This is a genomic window from Dyella amyloliquefaciens (assembly GCF_004296575.1).
Taxonomy (GTDB): domain Bacteria; phylum Pseudomonadota; class Gammaproteobacteria; order Xanthomonadales; family Rhodanobacteraceae; genus Dyella; species Dyella amyloliquefaciens.
Genome location: NZ_SAYT01000005.1, coordinates 454,506 through 472,690 on the forward strand (window position 1 = coordinate 454,506; position 18,185 = coordinate 472,690).

The following is an 18,185-nucleotide window of genomic DNA, read 5'->3' on the forward strand; positions in this document are numbered from 1 at the left end:
GACCCAGCGCCACGAACCAAGACACTGGATCCCCGCTTGACCAGCTTTTCAGCTGTTGAAGAGCACCTCGCGGGGATGACGACCAAACAAATTCGCGAGAATCAACATGGCCGACATCAAGACGTTCTACCTCCCCGACCTCGGCGAAGGCCTTCCCGACGCAACCATCGTCGAGTGGCACGTGAAGGAAGGCGACACCATCAAGCTCGACGCACCGCTGTGCTCGATGGAAACCGCCAAGGCCGTCGTTGACGTGCCCTCCCCGTACACCGGCAAGGTCACCAAGCTGCACGGCGCTGCCGGCGACATCATCGAGACCGGCGCCGCGCTGGCCGAGTTCGAGCCCGACCCGAACGCCAAGCAGCGCGCCGAGGCCGAGTCCACTGGCCACCACCACGGCCCGAAGAAGGGTGCCGGCAGCGCCGCTGCCGAGCCGAAGAAGGTCGTCGCCTCCGATGAAGGCGGCGAGATCGAAAGCAACGGCACCACCCAAGGTGGCCCGGCCGCCGACCGCGAAGACGAAGGCACCGTGGTCGGCGCCATGATCTCCGGCAGCCACGTGCACGTGGAGCAGGCCAGCAGCGTCGGCGGCGTGAAGGCCGTGCCGGCCGTGCGCGCCCTCGCCAAGAAGCTCAAGGTCGACCTGTCCCGCGTGAAGCCGACCGGCGCCGACGGTGTGGTCACACTGGGCGACGTGAAGAACGCCGCCGCCAACGGCACGGCACAGCTCGGTGCTGCGCCTGCCCGCGCCGTGCACGAAGACGCCGGCCGTCACCTTGCCCCGCGTCTGCCCGAACCGGAGCCGTCCCGCACGGCCACTTCGCTTGCCGGCAAGCCGGTGCGCACGGCCCCGCCGAGCGTGCAGGCCAGCGGCCAGCCGGAACAGCTCAAGGGCGTCCGCCGCAACATGGCCCGCGTGATGGCCGAAGCCCACGCCAACGTGGTGCCGACCACCCTGGTCGATGACGCCGACCTGCACGCCTGGATCGGCAAGCAGGACATCACCGCCCGCCTGATCCGCTCCATCGTGGTGGCGTGCAAGACCGTGCCGGCGCTCAATGCCTGGTTCGACGGCAAGAACCTCACCCGCACGCTGCATCCGCACGTGGACATCGGCATCGCCGTGGACACCGAGGAAGGCCTGTTCGTGCCGGCCCTGCGTAACGCCGACGTGCTCGACGGCGCCGGCATCCGCGCCGCGATCAAGCGCCTGCGTACGTCGGTGGAAGATCGCACCATCCCGGCGTCGGAGCTCTCGGGCTACACCATCAGCCTGTCCAACTTCGGCATGTTCGCCGGTCGCTACGCCACGCCGGTCGTGGTGCCGCCGTGCGTCGCCATCATTGGCGCGGGCAAGTTGAGCCATGACGTGGTGGCGGTGATGGGCGGCATCGAAGTGCATCGCCGCATGCCGATCTCGCTGACGTTCGACCATCGCGCTGCCACCGGTGGCGAAGCCGCGCGCTTCCTCAAGGCGCTGCTGGACGATCTGTCGCTGCCGAACTGAGGTTCGACGTTCCACGAAGAGCCCCGGCATGTCCGGGGCTTTTTTTATGCATCCGCCGAGTCAGTAGTGCTCGATGAAGTACGACGTGGTGTGATCGAGCGCCTTGCGCCAGCGCTGCTCCAGCGCGAAGTCGTATTCCGGATCGTGCTCGGCGATGGCGCGCAGCAGGCTGTCCGACCAGTAGAGATACAGCTCGGGCCGCACCGGCGCCCTGCCCTTGCGGCCATGAACCTGCGCCGTCTCGGTCATGGTCCGTCGCGTCAACCTGCTGCCGCCCGCATGGGCAATGGCCGCGCTGATGCCACGACGCAGGGCGAGGTGCTGCACGCTGAAATCGGTGTGGCTGAACATGCCCGGGATGTCCGGGTGGCTCGCCATGAAGATCTCGTAGAAGCGGGCGATGAAGCCGCCATGGCGCAGGCAGCGCCCGTAGCTGGTTTGCAGGTCATCGAATGTGTCGGTCATGCCAGCCTCCTGCACTGACATCGGCTATCCGTAGGCAGCGCAAGCTAGCACGCGATTTTGCACGCGCCGTAGAGGCGCATGGTCGCAACGCCGGCATCTTCCCGTGTTGACGACTTCTCGACCCGCGCGCGGCTATACGAACGGCATCGTCGCATCACGGGGACCGCACCATGCATCACAGCCGGCTCTGCACTGTCGTCATCGATTGCCAGACGGACGACCTCACCCAGGCAGCCACTTTCTGGAGTCATGCGCTCGGCAAGTCCGTCGTCACCGTCGACCAGGATGGCGATGGCCGTTACGCAGAACTGGCGACCGAAGAGGACGAACCGATCATTCTCCTGCAACGCGTGCAACACGAAGGCCGCGTGCACCTGGATATCGAAACTGATGACCTCGACGCGGAAGTGGCGCGGCTGGAAAAGCTGGGTGCCACGCGTGTGGCCTTCGTGCGCGATCGCTGGTGGGTGATGCAGGCGCCGAGCGGGCATCGATTCTGCGTGGTACGGCCGCAGCGGGAAAAATTCGGCCCGCATCTGAATCGCTGGGAGTGAGGCGGAACAGTCCTCCCCTGTAGGAGCGCACCCCGTGCGCGATAAACCTATCGCGCGCAGGTGACGCCGGGTTGCGGTAACCCTGCAACGCCGCGATCGCGCACTGGGTGCGCTCCTACAAGAGAAGGAGCAGGCACGCCTTGCTCAGACCGCGCGCTTCGAAAAGATCAGATGCAGGCCGAAGGCCACGAACACGGCGCCGGCCAGGCCGTCGATCCAGCGCGAGAGGCGCAGGTAGCCGCGACGCATGGCGGGCAAGGCAAACACGCCGGCCACCACGGTGAACCAAAGCAAGGTTTCCACCACCACCATGCTCCATAGGCCCCAGCGGGCACCCGCGCTGACGCCATCGCCAAGGAAGGCGGAAAACACGCTGCCGAAGTAGATGACCACCTTCGGATTGGACAGATTGGTGAGCAGCCCCGCGCGCAGCGTGGCCCAGTCGCTCTGCTGCAGCACCTGCTGCGGCTCGCCGGCAAGCGTCGCGGGAGCGCGAATGGCTCCGCGCAGCATCTTCACGCCCATCCAGGCGAGGTAGAGGCCACCGGCAATGCTGATCAGCCGTTCCAGCCAGGCCAGCCGCTGCAGTACCAGTTGCAGGCCCGCCAGCGCCAGCGCCGACCACACCACCACGCCCAGGGTGATGCCGATGACACCGAACATCGCCTGCCGGCGGGTGCGGCTCACCGCGGTCTGCGACACGAAGAAGAAGTCCGGGCCGGGGCTCAGCAGGGCCACCAGGTGCACGACGGCGATGGTCAGAAACAGGTTCACGGCGCTCTCCACAGTGGCGGAACCGCACTTTCTCGCGGCGACGCAACTTGTCGCCACTGCGGTGGTTCCTCTAGGCTGCTATTTTTACACGTCCTCGGGACGCCCTAGGCCGTGCAGGGGATCTCCGCCTCACCTGGACAGACCCGGCCTAGGCCCGGCCTGCCGCTTGGCGCGTGCCTCCCGGACTGACTTCCATCGCTTTTTTGAACCAACGACGACACTGATGAGCCTTCGACTCCGCCTCATTGCAATGAACTTCCTGCAATTTTTTGTATGGGGGTCGTGGCTGCTCACCATCGGTGCCTACTGGTTCCAGGACAAGCACTGGTCAGGCGCGCAGTTCGGCGCGATCTTCTCGACGATGGGCATCGCCTCGCTGTTCATGCCGTCCATTGCCGGCGTGATCGCGGACAAGTACATCAATGCGGAGAAGCTCTACGGCATCTTCCACCTGTGCGGCGCCGCCGTCCTGTTCTGCGTGCCGATGGTGCAGTCGCCCAGCCTGATGTTCTGGGTGATGCTGCTCAACATGATGTTCTACATGCCGACCATCTCGCTCTCCATCGCGGTGGCGTACAACGCGCTCAAGAGCGACGGCAAGGACATCGTCAAGGACTATCCGCCAATCCGCGTGTGGGGCACGGTGGGCTTCATCGCCGCGCTGTGGACGGTGAGCCTGCTGCGCCTGGAAACCTCCTCGGGCCAGTTCTACGTCGCTTCCGGCGCCGCCGTGCTGCTGGGCCTGTATGCGTTCACGCTACCGGCCTGCCCGCCGCGCTTCCAGCGCCGCGCGAACCAGTCGTGGCTGGACACGTTCGGTCTCACCTCGTTCAAGCTGTTCCGTGAAGCGCGCATGGCGATCTTCTTCATCTTCGCCATGCTGCTGGGCGCGGCGCTGCAGCTGACCAATGCCTACGGCGACACCTTCCTGCACGACTTCGCGCAGATGGGCGAATACAAGGAACTGGTGGCGGTGCGTTACCCGGCCATCATCATGTCCATCTCGCAGATCTCCGAAACGCTGTTCATCCTGGCCATCCCGTTCTTCCTGCGCCGCTTCGGCATCAAGACGGTGATGCTGATCAGCATGCTGGCGTGGACGCTGCGCTTCGGCCTGTTTGCCTATGGCAACCCGGGTTCGGGCCTGTGGATGATCGTGCTGTCGTGCATCGTGTACGGCATGGCGTTCGACTTCTTCAATATCTCCGGCTCGCTGTTCGTGGAAGGCCAGAGCGATCCCTCGATCCGCGCCAGCGCGCAGGGCCTGTTCATGCTGATGACCAACGGCATCGGCGCCGTGCTCGGCAGCTCGATCAGCGGCCTGATCATCGAGGCGTTCTTCACCCGTCCGGACCAGAGCAAGGACTGGCACGGCATCTGGATTACCTTCGCCACCTATTCGCTGGTGGTGGCCGTGCTCTTCATGTTCCTGTTCAGGCACAAGCACGAACCAGCCAGCCTGCGGGAGGCAACGGCGCATTGAACCCGTCGTCCACGTCGCTAAAGAAAAGGCCGCGCCGGCAACAGCGCGGCCTTTTCTTTGATGCAGGCACCGTCGAAATAGTTGGCATGACTTCAGCCATGCGGCACAGCCCCCGGGTTGCCGCTACTGTCGGGTCACCCGCCCTCGTGGCGGCCTGACCACGACTTCAAGGAAAGATGTCATGACCCGACTCCTGACTGCATCCATGGCTTTGGCACTGGGTACCGTTGTCGCACTGCCGTCGCACGCCCGAGACGCCGCACCCGGGGGCGAGGAACTTGGCAAGGTGGTGCAAGCCGAAGGCGAGGCCTTCATCAAGCAAGGGCGCAGTGACGGCCTCTCGATTGCCGTTGTGCGCGACGGACAGGTGAGCTTCTACAACTTCGGCACCGTGTCCCGCGAGAAGCCGCAGGCGCCGACCAAGGACACCGTCTACGAGATCGGCTCCATCAGCAAAACCTTCGGCAGCCTGCTGCTGGCCCAGTCGATTGTGGCCGGCAAGGCCAAAGCCAGCGACGAGCTGCATCTGTACTTGCCCGGCGACTACGCCAACCTCGCCTACCAGGGGCATCCGATTCGCCTGATCGATCTCGTCAACACCACCAGCGGGCTGCCCGACAACCTGCCCGACATCGGCTCGGTCGTTCAGGGCGTGCCACCCGACCAGGTGCCGGCGAAAGTTGTCGAGATGTTCAATGGCTTGACGCAGGAAGCCATGCTCAAGGATCTCAAGGGCGTCTCGCTGCAGACGCAACCCGGCACGGCTTCCAAGCATTCCAACGTGGCCGCCGAATTGGTGGGCGTGACGGTGTCGCGCGTGGAAGGCCAGCCCTTCGAGGTCCTGCTTGCCAGCCGCATCGAAAAGCCGTTTGGCATGCAAAGCGGCGTAGGCAACGAACGGCAGGCGCTTAGGGCGATCGGTTACAACGATAGCGGCGTCGTGGCACCCGCACTGATGGGCACGGTGATCCTGCCCGCCGGTGGCCTGCACTACAGCGCCGCCGACATGGCGCAATACATCACCGCGCAGCTGAAGAGCGACGACGCTGCCGTCGCCCTGACCCACCGACCGGCCTGGAACGGCGGAGGCAAGACCATCGGCTACAACTGGACCATCGGTACCACCATGGATGGCGAGCAACGCCTGAGCCACACCGGGGGCACCCTCGGCTTCTCCAGCTTCGTCGATCTCTTCCCCGACTCGCACTACGGCATCGTGTTGCTGGCCAACCGCAGCAGCCCCACTCTGCAGGGCCAGTTGTGGGCGATGTCGGACTCGATTCAGCGCCGCGTGTGGGGCGAATCTCCGGGGTTCACTGCACTCAAGGCGCAACTGGAAAAGGAGGGCTACGCAAAGGTCGGCGTTGCGGTAACCCAGGTGCACCGCACGTATCCGCAACTGACGCTGTCCGAGGACGAGGTCAATCGCTGGGGTTACAGCCTGCTGCGGGACAAGCGCACCAAGGAGGCCATCAGCGTGTTCGCGTTCAACACCGAGCAGCATCCGCAAAGCGCCAATGCCTTCGACAGCCTTGCCGAGGCCCGCCGGGCCAACGGGGACATCCCCCAGTCGTTGCGCGATTTCCGACGCTCGCTGGAGCTGAATCCTGGCAACGACAACGCCCGCAAGCAGATTGCCGAGTTGGAAGCCGCTGGCGACAAGGGCTGAGAGCGTGCGCAGGGGAGTAACCGCATCCGGGGAGCATCCGTCGCTCCCCGGAGTCGTGCCCGGCAAGCTCGCAGGCCCATTCCGACGCTCATTTGGCGCTCCCGTTACAATGGCGGGATGCAGATCGGCCCCTACCGCATCGACCCGCCCGTGGTGCTCGCGCCCATGGCCGGGGTCACCGACAAGCCTTTCCGCCTGCTGTGCAAGCGGCTGGGCGCGGGTCTGGCCGTGTCGGAAATGACCAACGCCGATCCGCGCCTGTGGCGCACGCGCAAGTCGTTGCAGCGCATGGACCACGTGGGCGAGCCCGAGCCGGTCAGCGTGCAGATCGCGGGCTACGACCCGGCCATGCTGGCCGAGGCGGCACGCTACAACGCCGACAACGGCGCGCAGATCATCGACATCAACATGGGTTGCCCGGCCAAGAAGGTCTGCAACGTGTGGTCCGGCTCCGCCCTGTTGCAGGACGAGCCGCTGGTCGCGCGCATCGTGAAGGCCGTGGTCGATGCCGTGGACGTGCCGGTCACGCTGAAGATCCGCACCGGCTGGGATCGCCAGAACAGGAACGCCCTCAACATCGCGAAGATCGCCGAGGACTCGGGCATCGCCGCGCTCGCCGTGCACGGCCGCACGCGTGCCGACAAGTACGAAGGCGAGGCCGAGTACGAGACGATCGCTGCCGTGAAGGCCGCGGTGCGCATCCCGGTGCTCGCCAACGGCGACGTGCTCACGCCACAACAGGCGAAGCACGTGTTCGACGCCACCGGCGCCGATGCGGTGATGGTGGGCCGTGGCGCGCAGGGTCGTCCGTGGATCTTCCGCGAGATCTCGCATTACCTCGCCACCGGTGAAACGCTGCTCGAACCGACGCCCACCGAGGTGCGCGACATCCTGGTGCATCACCTGGAACACCTCTATGCGTTCTACGGCGAACTGCAGGGCGTGCGCATCGCCCGCAAGCACCTGGGCTGGTACGCGAAGGATCGTCCGGAAAACGCCGCGTTCCGCGACGTGGTGAACCGCGCCGAGAACGCCGTCGACCAGCTTCGCCTGACCCGCGATTATTTCGACGCGCTGCAGGAAGGCCTGCGCCTCGCGGCGTGAGCGCACCCCGCAGCCCTCAGCCCTCAGCCCTCAGCCCTCAGCCGCCACATAGCCCGCGAAGGGCATCGCAACCCCTTGCGGCAAAGCTCAGGGCATCATGGCGCCTGGCGTCCCTCAGCAGGCCCATGCCCCCCATGCCGTCGACCCAAGCGAAGCGCCGGAAAGCGTGGCTGATGCCACTGCTGGCCTGCAGCTGCCTGCTCCTTTCGGGTTGCGAAGGAACGCTGTTCGCCGGACTCAACGCCACCGACCAGCATCACGGCATCGTGGAACGGCACGACGTGGTGTTCGATGCCACACATGAGCTCGCCCTCGACGTGTACGCCCCCGCGCATGCCGAACACGCACCGGTCGTAGTGTTCTTCTACGGCGGTGACTGGGCGCGTGGCCAGCGGGCCTGGTATCGCTTCGTGGGCACGGCACTCGCCGCCGAAGGCGTGGTGACGGTGGTCCCCGATTACCGCAAGGTGCCGCAGGTATCGCTGGACGGTTTCATGAGCGATGCAGCGGAAGCGGTGGCGTGGACGCGTGCCCATGCCAGCGAGTTTGGCGCCGCGGCGGACGACATCTTCGTCATGGGCCATTCTGCCGGCGGACAGATCGCCGCCCTGCTCGCCACCGATCCCGAATGGCTGGCGGCTTCCGGTATGCGGCCGCGTGACCTGGCCGGTTTCATCGGCCTCGCCGGCTGCTACGACTTCGTGCCCGTGCCCGACGACGACAAGGACATGATCGCCGCCTTCGGTGACACACCTGAGGCCCAGCGGCGCGGAGAGCCGGTGTCCTATGTCAGCGGCAGCGAACCGCCCATGCTGTTGCTGCAGGGTGAGGACGACCATGAAGTCACGCCTTCGAATGCCATCTCGCTATCGCGGGCCATGAACGCGCAGCACGAGGACGTGACGATGAAGCTCTATCCGGACACCGGGCATGAAGGCGTGTTGTTTGCGTTGTCGCGCCCAATGCGCAGCGACGCGGCGACACTGCCTGACGTACTGGCGTTCATCCACACGCATCCATCGGCGCACTGATCGCGACCTCGCATCCACGCCCGCAGGCGTAGCTTGGACGCTTCATTCCAGCACGCTCGAATGGGGCTACCGCGGTGAACAGCATCGTGACCGGCGAGTTTCCCTACATCCACGGCTTCTCCGCCGAGGAGCAGTCGCGGTTGATCCGGCAGGCGCGCATGTTCGAATCCGTCCTGTTCAGCCGCATCGACTACAGCGAGGCGTCCCGACTGCTCGAGGTGGGTTGCGGCGTCGGCGCACAGACGGAAATCCTGCTGCGCCGGTTTCCGAACCTGGAGGTAACGGGCGTGGATCTCTCGGACGCGCAGCTCGCCGCCGCCGAACAGAACCTCGCGCAGACGGCCTGGTGCAGCTCCCGCTATACGCTGCAGCAGGCGGACGCCACCGACCTGCCCTTCCCCGACCGCAGCTTCGACGCGGCCTATCTGTGCTGGGTGCTGGAGCACATGCCCAGCCCGGCGCGCGTGCTGAGCGAGCTGCGCCGCGTGCTGAGTCCGGGCGCGGTGGTGTACGTGACCGAGGTGCTGAACTCCTCGTTCTTCCTCGATCCGTATTCCCCCAACCTGCTGCGCTACTGGATGGCCTTCAACGACCATCAGTACGACAGCGGAGGCGATCCCTTCATCGGCGCCAAGCTCGGCAACCTGCTGCTGGCCGGCGGCTATCGCGACGTGCAGACCGAAGTGAAGAGCTTCCACCTCGACAACCGCCAGCCCGGCAAGCGCAAGCAGATGATCGAGTTCTGGGAAGAACTGCTGCTGTCGGCAGCCGACCAGCTGGTGGCCACCGGCAAGGTGGACACCGCGACGGTCGAGGGCATGCGCCGGGAACTGCAGGCGGTACGCAACGATCCGAACGCGGTGTTCTTCTTCGCCTTCGTGCAGGCGCGCGCGCTGGTTTACTGAGCGGGCGCGTGCACGGAGAAGCCGTACTGCGCCAGCACCGGCTTCAGCGCGGCGATCCACAGGGCGTAGCCGGTCGGCAGCATGTGCAGGCCATCGGGGCGGAACAGCTCGGGGCGCGGCTTGCCCTGCGCATCGAGCATCACGGGTGCGATGTCCACGAAGCGCACGTCTTTCTGCGTGGCTGCCCAGTCGCGGATCTTGTCGTTGGCCGCCTTCATGGTCGGCCACAGGGCCATGCGCGCGAGGCTCGGCTTGATCGAGACATAGACGATGGGCACGCCCGGCACGCCTTCACGCGCACGCGCCACGAACTTCTGGAACGAGGCCAGCACCTGGTCCGCCGTAGCGCCGTCGTTGATGTCGTTGTCGCCCGCATACATCACGATCAGGTTGGGCCTGTACGGCCACACGATGCGATCGGCGTAATAGGTGGAATCGGGCAGCGCCGAGCCGCCGAACCCGCGGTTGATCACGGGAATGCCCGGGAAGTCCTGCGCCAGCGACTTCCAGAACTGGATGGACGAGCTGCCGATGAACAGGACGCCGTGCGGGGCCGGCGGATGCTCGCGATCGGCGGCAACGAAGGCGTTGATGTCAGGCGTCCAATGCGACGGCGGCGCGCTGTCGGCCATGGCGCCCGAGCACAGCGTGCCGAGCACGAACAACGTGGCCACTACGCGCCAGATCAGTGACTTCATCCTGGCGATCCTCCTTGCGGCTTCCGGGGTGGGGAACGTTCGATTATGTATGCCGCGTCAGGTATCGCCAAACCCGCGGTGACGATGAGGAACACGACCTTTCACGCCGCAGGTCCTCCTCCCGTCCGCCCCATCCCTCCCACGGTTCGTCCCCGGGCAGCCTCGTCTCATCACCTGACGCTTGTTCTGCTTTAGGGTCAGCGGAGAGTGGCGACATCCCGAATGACACGGAGTCCACCATGCGCCGTCGCGACCTGCTCAAGGCTGCCATCACACTGCCCCTGATTCCCTGGGTGGCTGCCTTCCCTACGCTCGCTTCCGCCCGGGAGGCCATGGCCGCCGTCGGCCAGTGGCGTGCCCGCGTCCGCCCGGGCCAGCCCGGCTGGCCGAGCGAGGCGCAATGGGACCAGCTGCGCAAGGCGGTCGGCGGGCGCCTTGAGCGCGTGCAGTCGCCCTTCGACGCGGGTGCCGGCGTGGCGGCCCGCCAGGAAGCGTTGGCGCAGATCAAGAATCCCTACTACATCGGCGACACGCCGGCGCTCACCCAGACCAGTGGCTGGGTCGACGCCTGGACGTCCCGGCCCAGCGCCTACGTCGTCGTCGCCGCGCAGACGGCCGACGTGGTCGCCGCTGTGAACTTCGCCCGTGAGCACCGTCTGCGACTGGTGGTGAAAGGCGGCGGCCACAGTTACCAGGGCACCTCGGATGCGCCCGATTCGCTGTTGATCTGGACGCGCCACATGAATGCCGTGACCTTGCTTGAGCAATTCGTCCCGCAAGGCTGCGAAGGGCAGCAGGCCCCACTGCCGGCGGTGACCGTGCAGGCGGGGGCCATGTGGGTGGACGCGTACAACGCCGTGACCACCGAAGCCGGTCGCTACGTGCAAGGCGGCGGCTGCATGACCGTCGGCGTGGCCGGCCTGGTACAGAGCGGCGGCTTCGGCAGCTTCTCCAAACAGTTCGGCACCGCCGCCGGCAACCTGTTGGAGGCGGAAGTCGTCACCGCGGACGGCAAGACACGCGTGGTCAATGTGCGCCAGGATCCGGAGCTATTCTGGGCGATCAAGGGCGGTGGCGGCGGCAGCTTCGGTGTGGTCACGCGACTGACGCTGCGCACGCACGACCTCCCGGAGGTATTCGGTGCGGTGTTCGGGCTGATCCAGGCGGATTCGGACGAGGCCTACCGCGCACTCATCGCTGAAGCGGTCCGCTTCTACCGTGATGCGCTGTTCAATACGCACTGGGGCGAACAGATGGTGTTCCGCGGCGACAACGCGCTGCGCCTGTCCATGCTGTTCCAGGGGCTGGATCAGAAAACGGCGGAACAGACCTGGGCACCCTTCTTCGCATGGGTGCGCGCACGCAAGGACTGCCGCTTCAAGGATGAACCCCGCATCATCGCCCTGCCGGCGCGGCATTTCTGGGACGCGGAATTCTTCCGCCAGCACGCACCGCAATTGATCGCCTCGGACAGTCGCCCCGGCGCGGCACGCGATCGTGTGCTGTGGGCGGGTGACCAGGGACAGGTGGCCCAGTTCATCCACGGCTATCGCTCGGGCTGGTTGCCGCAATCGCTGCTCGACCCGCAGCAACAGGGCAAGCTGGTCGACGCGTTGTTCAACGCCACCCGCCACTGGGGCCTGTCGCTGCATTTCAACAAGGGACTCGCCGGCGCGCCGGCCGATGCCCTCGCGCGCTCGCGCGACACCGCCACCCATCCGCAGGTGCTCGACGCCTTCACCCTGGTCATTACCGGCTCCGAAGGCGACCCGGCCTTCCCCGGCATGCCCGGCGCCGGGCCGGACCTGGAGAACGCCCGCTCCGAAGCGCGCCGCATCGACGCGTCGATGGATGCACTGCTCAAGGTGGCGCCAGGGGCGGGCTCCTACGTATCCGAGAGCAATTACTTCGAGCGGGACTGGCAGACCTCGTTTTGGGGCAGCCATTACAACCGTCTCGCCGCCGCCAAACGACGGTACGACCCCGAGGGTCTGTTCTTCGTGCATCACGGCGTCGGCAGCGAGGCCTGGAGCGACGACGGCTTCACCCGCCGCTAAGCCCCGCTCCGGGGGCCGTGCGACCCGGCTGGGCTATGCTGACCGCACGCCAGCGCCCGACCAGGGGCTGGCATGCGCCTTTTCCGCCCCGGAAAAAAGGCCGCAAAGCCGTCCAAATGGCTGAATCGGCATGAAATCGTCATGTCCCGACCCCATGCTGAGGCTGCAAAGCGGGGGTGGGCCGTGTATCATGCGCCACCCCCTTTTATCTCTTTATCCGTAAGGAAGGATATAACCCGCGATGAGCAACTTCCTCTTCACCTCCGAGTCGGTCTCCGAAGGCCATCCGGACAAAGTCGCCGACCAGATCTCCGATGCCGTCCTCGATGCGATCATCGCGCAGGATCCGCGTGCGCGCGTGGCCTGCGAAACGATGGTGAAGACGGGCGTGGCGATCGTCGCCGGCGAAATCACCACCAGCGCCTGGATCGACCTGGAAGCGCTGACCCGCAAGGTCATCGTCGACATCGGCTATGACTCCTCGGACGTCGGTTTCGACGGCGAAACCTGCGGCGTGCTGAACCTGATCGGCAAGCAGTCGCCGGACATCAACCAGGGCGTGGACCGCAAGAAGCCGGAAGAACAGGGCGCTGGCGACCAGGGCCTGATGTTCGGCTACGCGACCAACGAGACCAAGGACTTCATGCCGGCGGCGGTTTACTACTCGCACCGCCTGGTCGAGCAGCAGGCCAAGGTCCGCAAGAAGAAGAACTCGCCGCTGCCGTGGCTGCGCCCGGACGCCAAGAGCCAGGTCACCCTGCGCTATGAGAACGACCAGGCCGTCGCCATCGACGCCGTGGTGCTGTCGACCCAGCACGATCCGAGCGTGAAGCAGAAGGACCTGATCGAGGCCGTGCGCGAGTACATCCTCAAGCCGGTGCTGCCCGCCAAGCTGCTGCACAAGGGCACCAAGTTCCACATCAACCCGACCGGCAAGTTCGTGATCGGTGGCCCGGTGGGCGACTGCGGCCTGACCGGCCGCAAGATCATCGTCGACACCTACGGCGGCTGGGCCCGTCACGGTGGTGGCGCGTTCTCGGGCAAGGACCCGTCGAAGGTGGACCGTTCGGCCGCCTACGCCGCCCGCTACGTGGCGAAGAACATCGTGGCCGCCGGCATCGCCGACCGCTGCGAAGTGCAGGTGAGCTACGCCATCGGCGTGGCCGAGCCGACCTCCATCTCGGTCACCACCTTCGGTACCGGCAAGATCACCGACGAGAAGATCGAGAAGCTGATCCGCAAGCACTTCGACCTGCGCCCGTACGGCATCATCAAGATGCTCGACCTGGTGCACCCGATGTACCAGCAGACCGCCAGCTACGGTCACTTCGGCCGCACCCCGTACGAAGTGAAGGGTCCGGACGGCAAGACCTACACCGCGTTCTCGTGGGAAAAGACCGACAAGGCCGAGGCGCTGCGCGCCGATGCCAAGCTGAAGTAAGCGATTCTCTTGCCTCAACTGAAAACGGGCCGCGAAAGCGGCCCGTTTTTTATTGCCCGGCTGACGGCGACCCTCAACCCCTTGTAGGAGCGCACCCAGTGCGCGATCGCCTTTCGCCCCGGTCTACACCGTCATCCCCCCGAGACGTTTTTCAACAGCCGCAGACTGCTCAAGCGGGACAAGCGCGAAGCGCGCAGAACGCCCGTCGGGCGGCCCCGAAGGGACGAGCGCAGCGAGTCATCCAGCGCCTTGGCTCTCGGCTTCCAGTTCTGTAATTCCCGCCAACTTGCTCGCCTGCCGCGGGCTTCCGGACCGCTGCCGCGGCCCGGGTCACTTTCTCTTGCTTGCCCAAGAGAAAGTAACCAAAGAGAACGGCACCCCGCGTGGCGCTGGCCGGGCCTACGGCCCAGCCAGTCCGTGAGGGGCGGCCGGGCTTTTCGACCGGGCTCCTGCCCGGACGAAAAGTGCCCGCCGTCCTTGTCGGGCACCCCTGCGGGGCCTGATCGTCCACCCCTCACCGCCACACAGGGGATGTTTGAAGGCTCGTGCCGCTGCGCGGCACATCGCGTTAGAGAGGCAGGCGTCATCGTTCGTTGTGGGAGCGCACCCAGTGCGCGACCGCAGAGGTCATGCCCCACGCCGCGGTCGCGCACTGGGTGCGCTCCCACAGGGTAGGAGAATCCGCTCTTCGCTCCGGCTCTTGATCTCCCCTCCCCTATGCCGCGGCGGGCGGGTGGAGGAACAGCCCGAAGGGTGGCCGGCAGGACGCCGGCCAGTTGGTCGTCAGGGCAGGAGGCCCTGTCGACAAACCCCGGAGCCCGGCCGCGGACCTTCCGGGCGAACGCCCGGAAGGCGCGAAATGGGGTGGCCTTTCTCTTGGTTACTTCTCTTTGGCCACGCAAAGAGAAGTAACCCGGCGGCCGGCAGGCCGTCGGAAGCCCGCGGCAGGCGAGCCAACTGGCGAGAACGTCACGCCCGGAAGCAGAGAGCCAAGTCACTGGATGACTCGCTACGCTCGCCCCTTCGGAGTAGCCCTGCGGGCGTTCTGCGCGCTACGCGCTTGTCCAGCCTTCGCTGGGATGATGAGCGATAAAGACCGGGGCGAAGGGCGGTCGCGCACTGGGTGCGCTCCTACAGAAAGCGTTTCGTTTCGCCCAAACAAAAACGGGCCGCTTGCGCGACCCGTCTGCTGCATCTCCGCTGAGCCGCCTCACTTGTCCGGCGACGACCCCACCGACGCCACCTTCCTCGCCGTCGCCTTCGGCGCCGGGCAGGTGGAGGCCTTCTTCTTCGAGCAGGTGGCGGCGCCACGAGCAGCCACGGCGTCAGCCTTGCTGCGGCGATGGTGGCGACGCGAGGCCGGCGTGGCGTCGGCCACGGCGGTGGCCTTGGCGGACGCCTTGCTGCGGCTGCCCTTGGCGGCGGCCGGCACGGCACCAACCTGCGCGACCAGCTCGGCCGGCGTCTCCTGGTTCTCGAAGCCGTCGTCCAGCAGGCGGGCCATCAGGCGGTCGCGCGTGGCGGCGGTACGGCCGCCGAGCACCACGCTGAACAGGCGACGGCCATCCTTCGTGGCGGTGGAGGCCAGGTTGAACCCCGCGGCATTGGTGTAGCCCGTCTTCAGGCCATCCATGCCCGGGTACTTGTCCATCAGGTTGTTGTGCCCGCGCACCAGGCGACCGCGGAACATGAATTCCTTGGTGGCGAAGTAGTGCGAGTACTGCGGGAAGTCGTGGTACAGCGCCATCGCCAGCTTGCTCATGTCGCGGGCGGTGGTGGTGTCTTCCGGATCGGGCAGGCCCGAAGCGTTGGCGAAGCGGGTGCTGCTCATGCCCAGCAACTGGGCCTGCGCGTTCATCATCTCGACGAAGTGGCTTTCCGTACCGCCCATGCCTTCGGCCATCACGGTAGCGGCGTCATTGGCCGACTTGGTGATCATGCCGAGCACGCAGTCTTCGACCGAGATGGTCTGGCCATTGCGAAGGTCAAGCTTGGTTGGCGCCTTGGAGGCAGCCCACGAGGACACCGGAAGGTCCTGGTCCATCTTCAGCGTGCCGTTCTGCACCGACTGGAAGGTGAGGTACAGCGTCATCATCTTGGCCAGCGAGGCCGGATGAGCAGCTTCATCGGGATTGACGGCGGTGATCACCTGGCCATCGGTGTCGTCCACCACGATGGCGGAAGAACCCGCATGTGCGATACCTGTGACACTGCCGGCGAACGCCACCAACAATGCGATCAGGCCACGACGCCAGGTGCCCCCGGCCGGCGTTACGGACTTGATAGCCACCCCGTTACCCTCGCTTCCAGCTCGCCGACAACAGGACGTTGCGAGATCGTCATCGCAGCGTCAGCCATGGGCAGAGACAATACTTGAATTAATACACATAAGTCCATGTTTCCATGGACGATAAAACGAAAACAGCGCCTTTGGCGCCGCCTTTACATAGATTTCACCGTGAAAACGATGTCTACGTTGCCAGCCGAGTTTGCCCGCAAAAGGCCGTCGGCGAAAGACTTTTTCCCTATCGGCGCCCTTCTATTTCCCTTGAGTGCCGTTAACGCGAAACCCTGAGGCGATGTCGGCAGACGCTACAATGGGCGGATGTCACTGATCCAACTCCAGCGCGTCGATTTCAGCATCGGCGGCCCCCTCCTGCTCGAACATGTCGACCTCTCCATCGAGGCGAACGAGCGCGTCTGTATTGTCGGTCGCAATGGCGAAGGCAAGTCCACCCTGATGAAGCTCATCGCCGGCGAGCTCAAGCCGGACGATGGCGAAATACGCGTGCAAGGCGGCGTGGTGGTCGCCCGCATGGCGCAGGAGGTGCCACAGGACACGGCAGGCAGCGTGTTCGATGTGGTCGCCGAAGGCCTGGGTGATCTCGGCCATCTGTTGGCCCGCTATCACCATCTGCTCGCCGAGGGCGACATGGACGCAGCCGGCGACGTGCAGACGCTGATCGACGCCGGCAACGGCTGGGATCTGGATCGTCGCGTCACCGATGTGCTGACCCGGCTGGAACTACCCGCCGAAACCGACTTCGCGGCCCTCTCCGGCGGCATGAAGCGTCGCGTGCTGCTGGCCCAGGCGCTGGTGCGCAAGCCTGACGTACTGCTGCTGGACGAGCCCACCAACCACCTCGACGTCGAAGCCATCGACTGGCTGGAAGGGTTCCTGCGCCAGTTCGACGGCAGCATCATCTTCATCACCCATGACCGCAGCTTTCTGCGTGCGCTCGCTACGCGCATCGTCGAGATCGACCGCGGCCAGCTCACCGACTGGCCGGGCGACTACGACAACTACCTGCGTCGCCGCGAAGAACGCCTGCACGCCGAAGCCCAGGCCAACGCGCTGTTCGACAAGAAGCTGGCGCAGGAAGAAGTGTGGATTCGCCAGGGCATCAAGGCACGGCGCACGCGCAACGAAGGGCGCGTACGCGCGTTGAAGGCCTTGCGCGTGGAGCGCGCCGAACGGCGCGAGCTGTCGGGCAACGTGAAGATGACGGCAGCCAACGCACAGGCGTCCGGCAAGAAGGTGATCGACCTGCAGCACGTGCACCAGTCCTATGACGGTCGCGTACTGATCGAGAACCTCAGCTCCACCATCATGCGCGGCGACCGCGTGGGCATCATCGGCCCCAACGGCGCCGGCAAGAGCACGCTGCTGAAGATCATGCTGGGCGAGCTGCAGCCGCAGCGCGGGCATGCCACGCTCGGCACCGGCATCCAGATCGCCTACTTCGACCAGCACCGCGTGCAGCTCAATGACAAGCTCAACGCGCTGGACAACGTCGCCGAAGGCCGCGAGTACATCGAGCTCAACGGCTCACGCAAGCACATCATCGGCTACCTGCAGGACTTCCTGTTCTCGCCGGAGCGCGCGCGTGCACCGATCACCCGCCTTTCCGGCGGCGAGCGCAACCGCCTGCTGCTCGCCAAGCTGTTCGCGCAGCCATCCAACCTGCTGGTGATGGACGAACCCACCAACGATCTCGATGTCGAGACGCTGGAGCTGCTCGAAGAATTGCTTACCGACTACCAGGGCACCTTGCTGCTGGTATCGCACGATCGCGAATTCCTCGACAACGTGGTGTCCAGCACGCTGGTGCTGGAAGGCGAGGGCAAGGTCGGCGATTACGTGGGCGGTTACAGCGACTGGTTGCGTCAACGACCATCAGCCGCGGCAGCGGCGGCGAAAGCGGCGGACGCCAAGGCCTCCGCCCCTGCAGCTGCGCCCATCGCCGAGGCGAAGAAGAAGCTCAGCTACAAGGACGCGCGCGAGCTGGAACAACTGCCCGCACGCATCGAAACCCTGGAGGCCGACATCGCCGCGCGCACCGAGGCGATGAACGATCCGGAGTTCTTCCGACAGGACAACGCTGCGGTGTTGAAAGCCAACGAGGCGCTGGTCGCACTGCAGCGTGACCTTGATGCGGCATATGCGCGGTGGTCGGAGCTCGACGCATAACGCACTTGTGGGAGCGCACCCTGTGC

The 18,185-nt window shown here is 65.6% G+C and carries 14 protein-coding genes; 10 read left to right on the forward strand and 4 right to left on the reverse strand.

All coding sequences use genetic code 11. From position 1 onward, the window contains the following. Positions 1–106 precede the first annotated feature (106 nt). On the forward strand, positions 107–1,507 hold the full coding sequence (locus EPB08_RS13845) for a dihydrolipoamide acetyltransferase family protein (RefSeq protein ID WP_130619688.1): 1,401 nt from the start codon (positions 107–109) through the stop codon (positions 1,505–1,507). Positions 1,508–1,567: 60 nt separating this feature from the next. On the opposite strand, the gene EPB08_RS13850 is transcribed toward EPB08_RS13845, so the two are convergent. Next, positions 1,568–1,972: a globin gene (locus EPB08_RS13850; RefSeq protein WP_130619689.1), complete on the reverse strand. Its 405-nt coding sequence runs from the start codon at positions 1,970–1,972 to the stop codon at positions 1,568–1,570. 170 nt (positions 1,973–2,142) lie between these two features. Between EPB08_RS13850 and EPB08_RS13855 the strand changes: the two genes are divergently transcribed. Next, positions 2,143–2,526: a VOC family protein gene (locus tag EPB08_RS13855; RefSeq protein ID WP_130619690.1), complete on the forward strand. Its 384-nt coding sequence runs from the start codon at positions 2,143–2,145 to the stop codon at positions 2,524–2,526. A 144-nt stretch (positions 2,527–2,670) separates the two neighbouring features. On the opposite strand, the gene rhtC is transcribed toward EPB08_RS13855, so the two are convergent. Then, complete coding sequence (gene rhtC / locus EPB08_RS13860; RefSeq protein WP_130619691.1) at positions 2,671–3,300, reverse strand: threonine export protein RhtC; 630 nt, start codon at positions 3,298–3,300, stop codon at positions 2,671–2,673. A 223-nt stretch (positions 3,301–3,523) separates the two neighbouring features. On the opposite strand from rhtC, the gene EPB08_RS13865 reads away from it, so the two are divergent. The 5 genes from EPB08_RS13865 (at position 3,524) to EPB08_RS13885 (ending at position 9,492) form a co-directional block, all read left to right on the forward strand. Then, positions 3,524–4,783 carry a nucleoside permease gene (locus EPB08_RS13865; protein WP_130619692.1) on the forward strand — a complete coding sequence of 420 codons (1,260 nt, stop codon included), beginning with the start codon at positions 3,524–3,526 and terminating at the stop codon, positions 4,781–4,783. A 181-nt stretch (positions 4,784–4,964) separates the two neighbouring features. Beyond that, positions 4,965–6,452: a serine hydrolase domain-containing protein gene (locus EPB08_RS13870; protein ID WP_130619693.1), complete on the forward strand. Its 1,488-nt coding sequence runs from the start codon at positions 4,965–4,967 to the stop codon at positions 6,450–6,452. 117 nt (positions 6,453–6,569) lie between these two features. Beyond that, a complete protein-coding gene (gene dusB / locus EPB08_RS13875) occupies positions 6,570–7,556 on the forward strand; it encodes a tRNA dihydrouridine synthase DusB (RefSeq protein WP_130619694.1) in 987 nt (328 codons plus the stop codon). Between the two features lie 173 nt (positions 7,557–7,729). Beyond that, positions 7,730–8,587, forward strand: coding sequence for an alpha/beta hydrolase (locus tag EPB08_RS13880; RefSeq protein ID WP_229238343.1), 858 nt, complete (start codon positions 7,730–7,732; stop codon positions 8,585–8,587). Positions 8,588–8,670: 83 nt separating this feature from the next. Beyond that, the gene (locus tag EPB08_RS13885) at positions 8,671–9,492 is read left to right on the forward strand and encodes a class I SAM-dependent methyltransferase (protein WP_130619905.1); all 822 of its coding nucleotides are present in this window, start codon (positions 8,671–8,673) and stop codon (positions 9,490–9,492) included. Here the strand turns inward: EPB08_RS13885 and EPB08_RS13890 are convergent. Beyond that, positions 9,486–10,190 (reverse strand): SGNH/GDSL hydrolase family protein, encoded by a 705-nt coding sequence (locus tag EPB08_RS13890; protein WP_130619696.1) that lies wholly within the window; start codon positions 10,188–10,190, stop codon positions 9,486–9,488. The genes EPB08_RS13885 and EPB08_RS13890 overlap by 7 nt on opposite strands. A 239-nt stretch (positions 10,191–10,429) precedes the next feature. Between EPB08_RS13890 and EPB08_RS13895 the strand changes: the two genes are divergently transcribed. Beyond that, the gene (locus EPB08_RS13895; RefSeq protein ID WP_130619697.1) at positions 10,430–12,247 is read left to right on the forward strand and encodes an FAD-binding oxidoreductase; all 1,818 of its coding nucleotides are present in this window, start codon (positions 10,430–10,432) and stop codon (positions 12,245–12,247) included. 241 nt (positions 12,248–12,488) lie between these two features. After that, positions 12,489–13,688, forward strand: a complete 1,200-nt coding sequence (metK, locus tag EPB08_RS13900) for a methionine adenosyltransferase (RefSeq protein ID WP_130619698.1) — start codon at positions 12,489–12,491, stop codon at positions 13,686–13,688. Positions 13,689–14,898: 1,210 nt separating this feature from the next. Here the strand turns inward: metK and EPB08_RS13905 are convergent. Further along, positions 14,899–15,978, reverse strand: a complete 1,080-nt coding sequence (locus EPB08_RS13905; protein ID WP_130619699.1) for a D-alanyl-D-alanine carboxypeptidase family protein — start codon at positions 15,976–15,978, stop codon at positions 14,899–14,901. Between the two features lie 315 nt (positions 15,979–16,293). On the opposite strand from EPB08_RS13905, the gene EPB08_RS13910 reads away from it, so the two are divergent. Further along, positions 16,294–18,159, forward strand: coding sequence for an ATP-binding cassette domain-containing protein (locus EPB08_RS13910; RefSeq protein WP_130619700.1), 1,866 nt, complete (start codon positions 16,294–16,296; stop codon positions 18,157–18,159). Positions 18,160–18,185 lie beyond the last annotated feature (26 nt).

Coding starts and splice junctions, on each gene's coding strand:
- EPB08_RS13845 (WP_130619688.1), top strand. CDS start 107: ATGGCCGACATCAAGACGTTCTACCTCCCCGACCTCGGCGAAGGCCTT.
- EPB08_RS13850 (WP_130619689.1), bottom strand. CDS start 1,972: ATGACCGACACATTCGATGACCTGCAAACCAGCTACGGGCGCTGCCTG.
- EPB08_RS13855 (WP_130619690.1), top strand. CDS start 2,143: ATGCATCACAGCCGGCTCTGCACTGTCGTCATCGATTGCCAGACGGAC.
- EPB08_RS13865 (WP_130619692.1), top strand. CDS start 3,524: ATGAGCCTTCGACTCCGCCTCATTGCAATGAACTTCCTGCAATTTTTT.
- EPB08_RS13870 (WP_130619693.1), top strand. CDS start 4,965: ATGACCCGACTCCTGACTGCATCCATGGCTTTGGCACTGGGTACCGTT.
- dusB (WP_130619694.1), top strand. CDS start 6,570: ATGCAGATCGGCCCCTACCGCATCGACCCGCCCGTGGTGCTCGCGCCC.
- EPB08_RS13880 (WP_229238343.1), top strand. CDS start 7,730: ATGCCACTGCTGGCCTGCAGCTGCCTGCTCCTTTCGGGTTGCGAAGGA.
- EPB08_RS13890 (WP_130619696.1), bottom strand. CDS start 10,190: ATGAAGTCACTGATCTGGCGCGTAGTGGCCACGTTGTTCGTGCTCGGC.
- EPB08_RS13895 (WP_130619697.1), top strand. CDS start 10,430: ATGCGCCGTCGCGACCTGCTCAAGGCTGCCATCACACTGCCCCTGATT.
- metK (WP_130619698.1), top strand. CDS start 12,489: ATGAGCAACTTCCTCTTCACCTCCGAGTCGGTCTCCGAAGGCCATCCG.
- EPB08_RS13910 (WP_130619700.1), top strand. CDS start 16,294: ATGTCACTGATCCAACTCCAGCGCGTCGATTTCAGCATCGGCGGCCCC.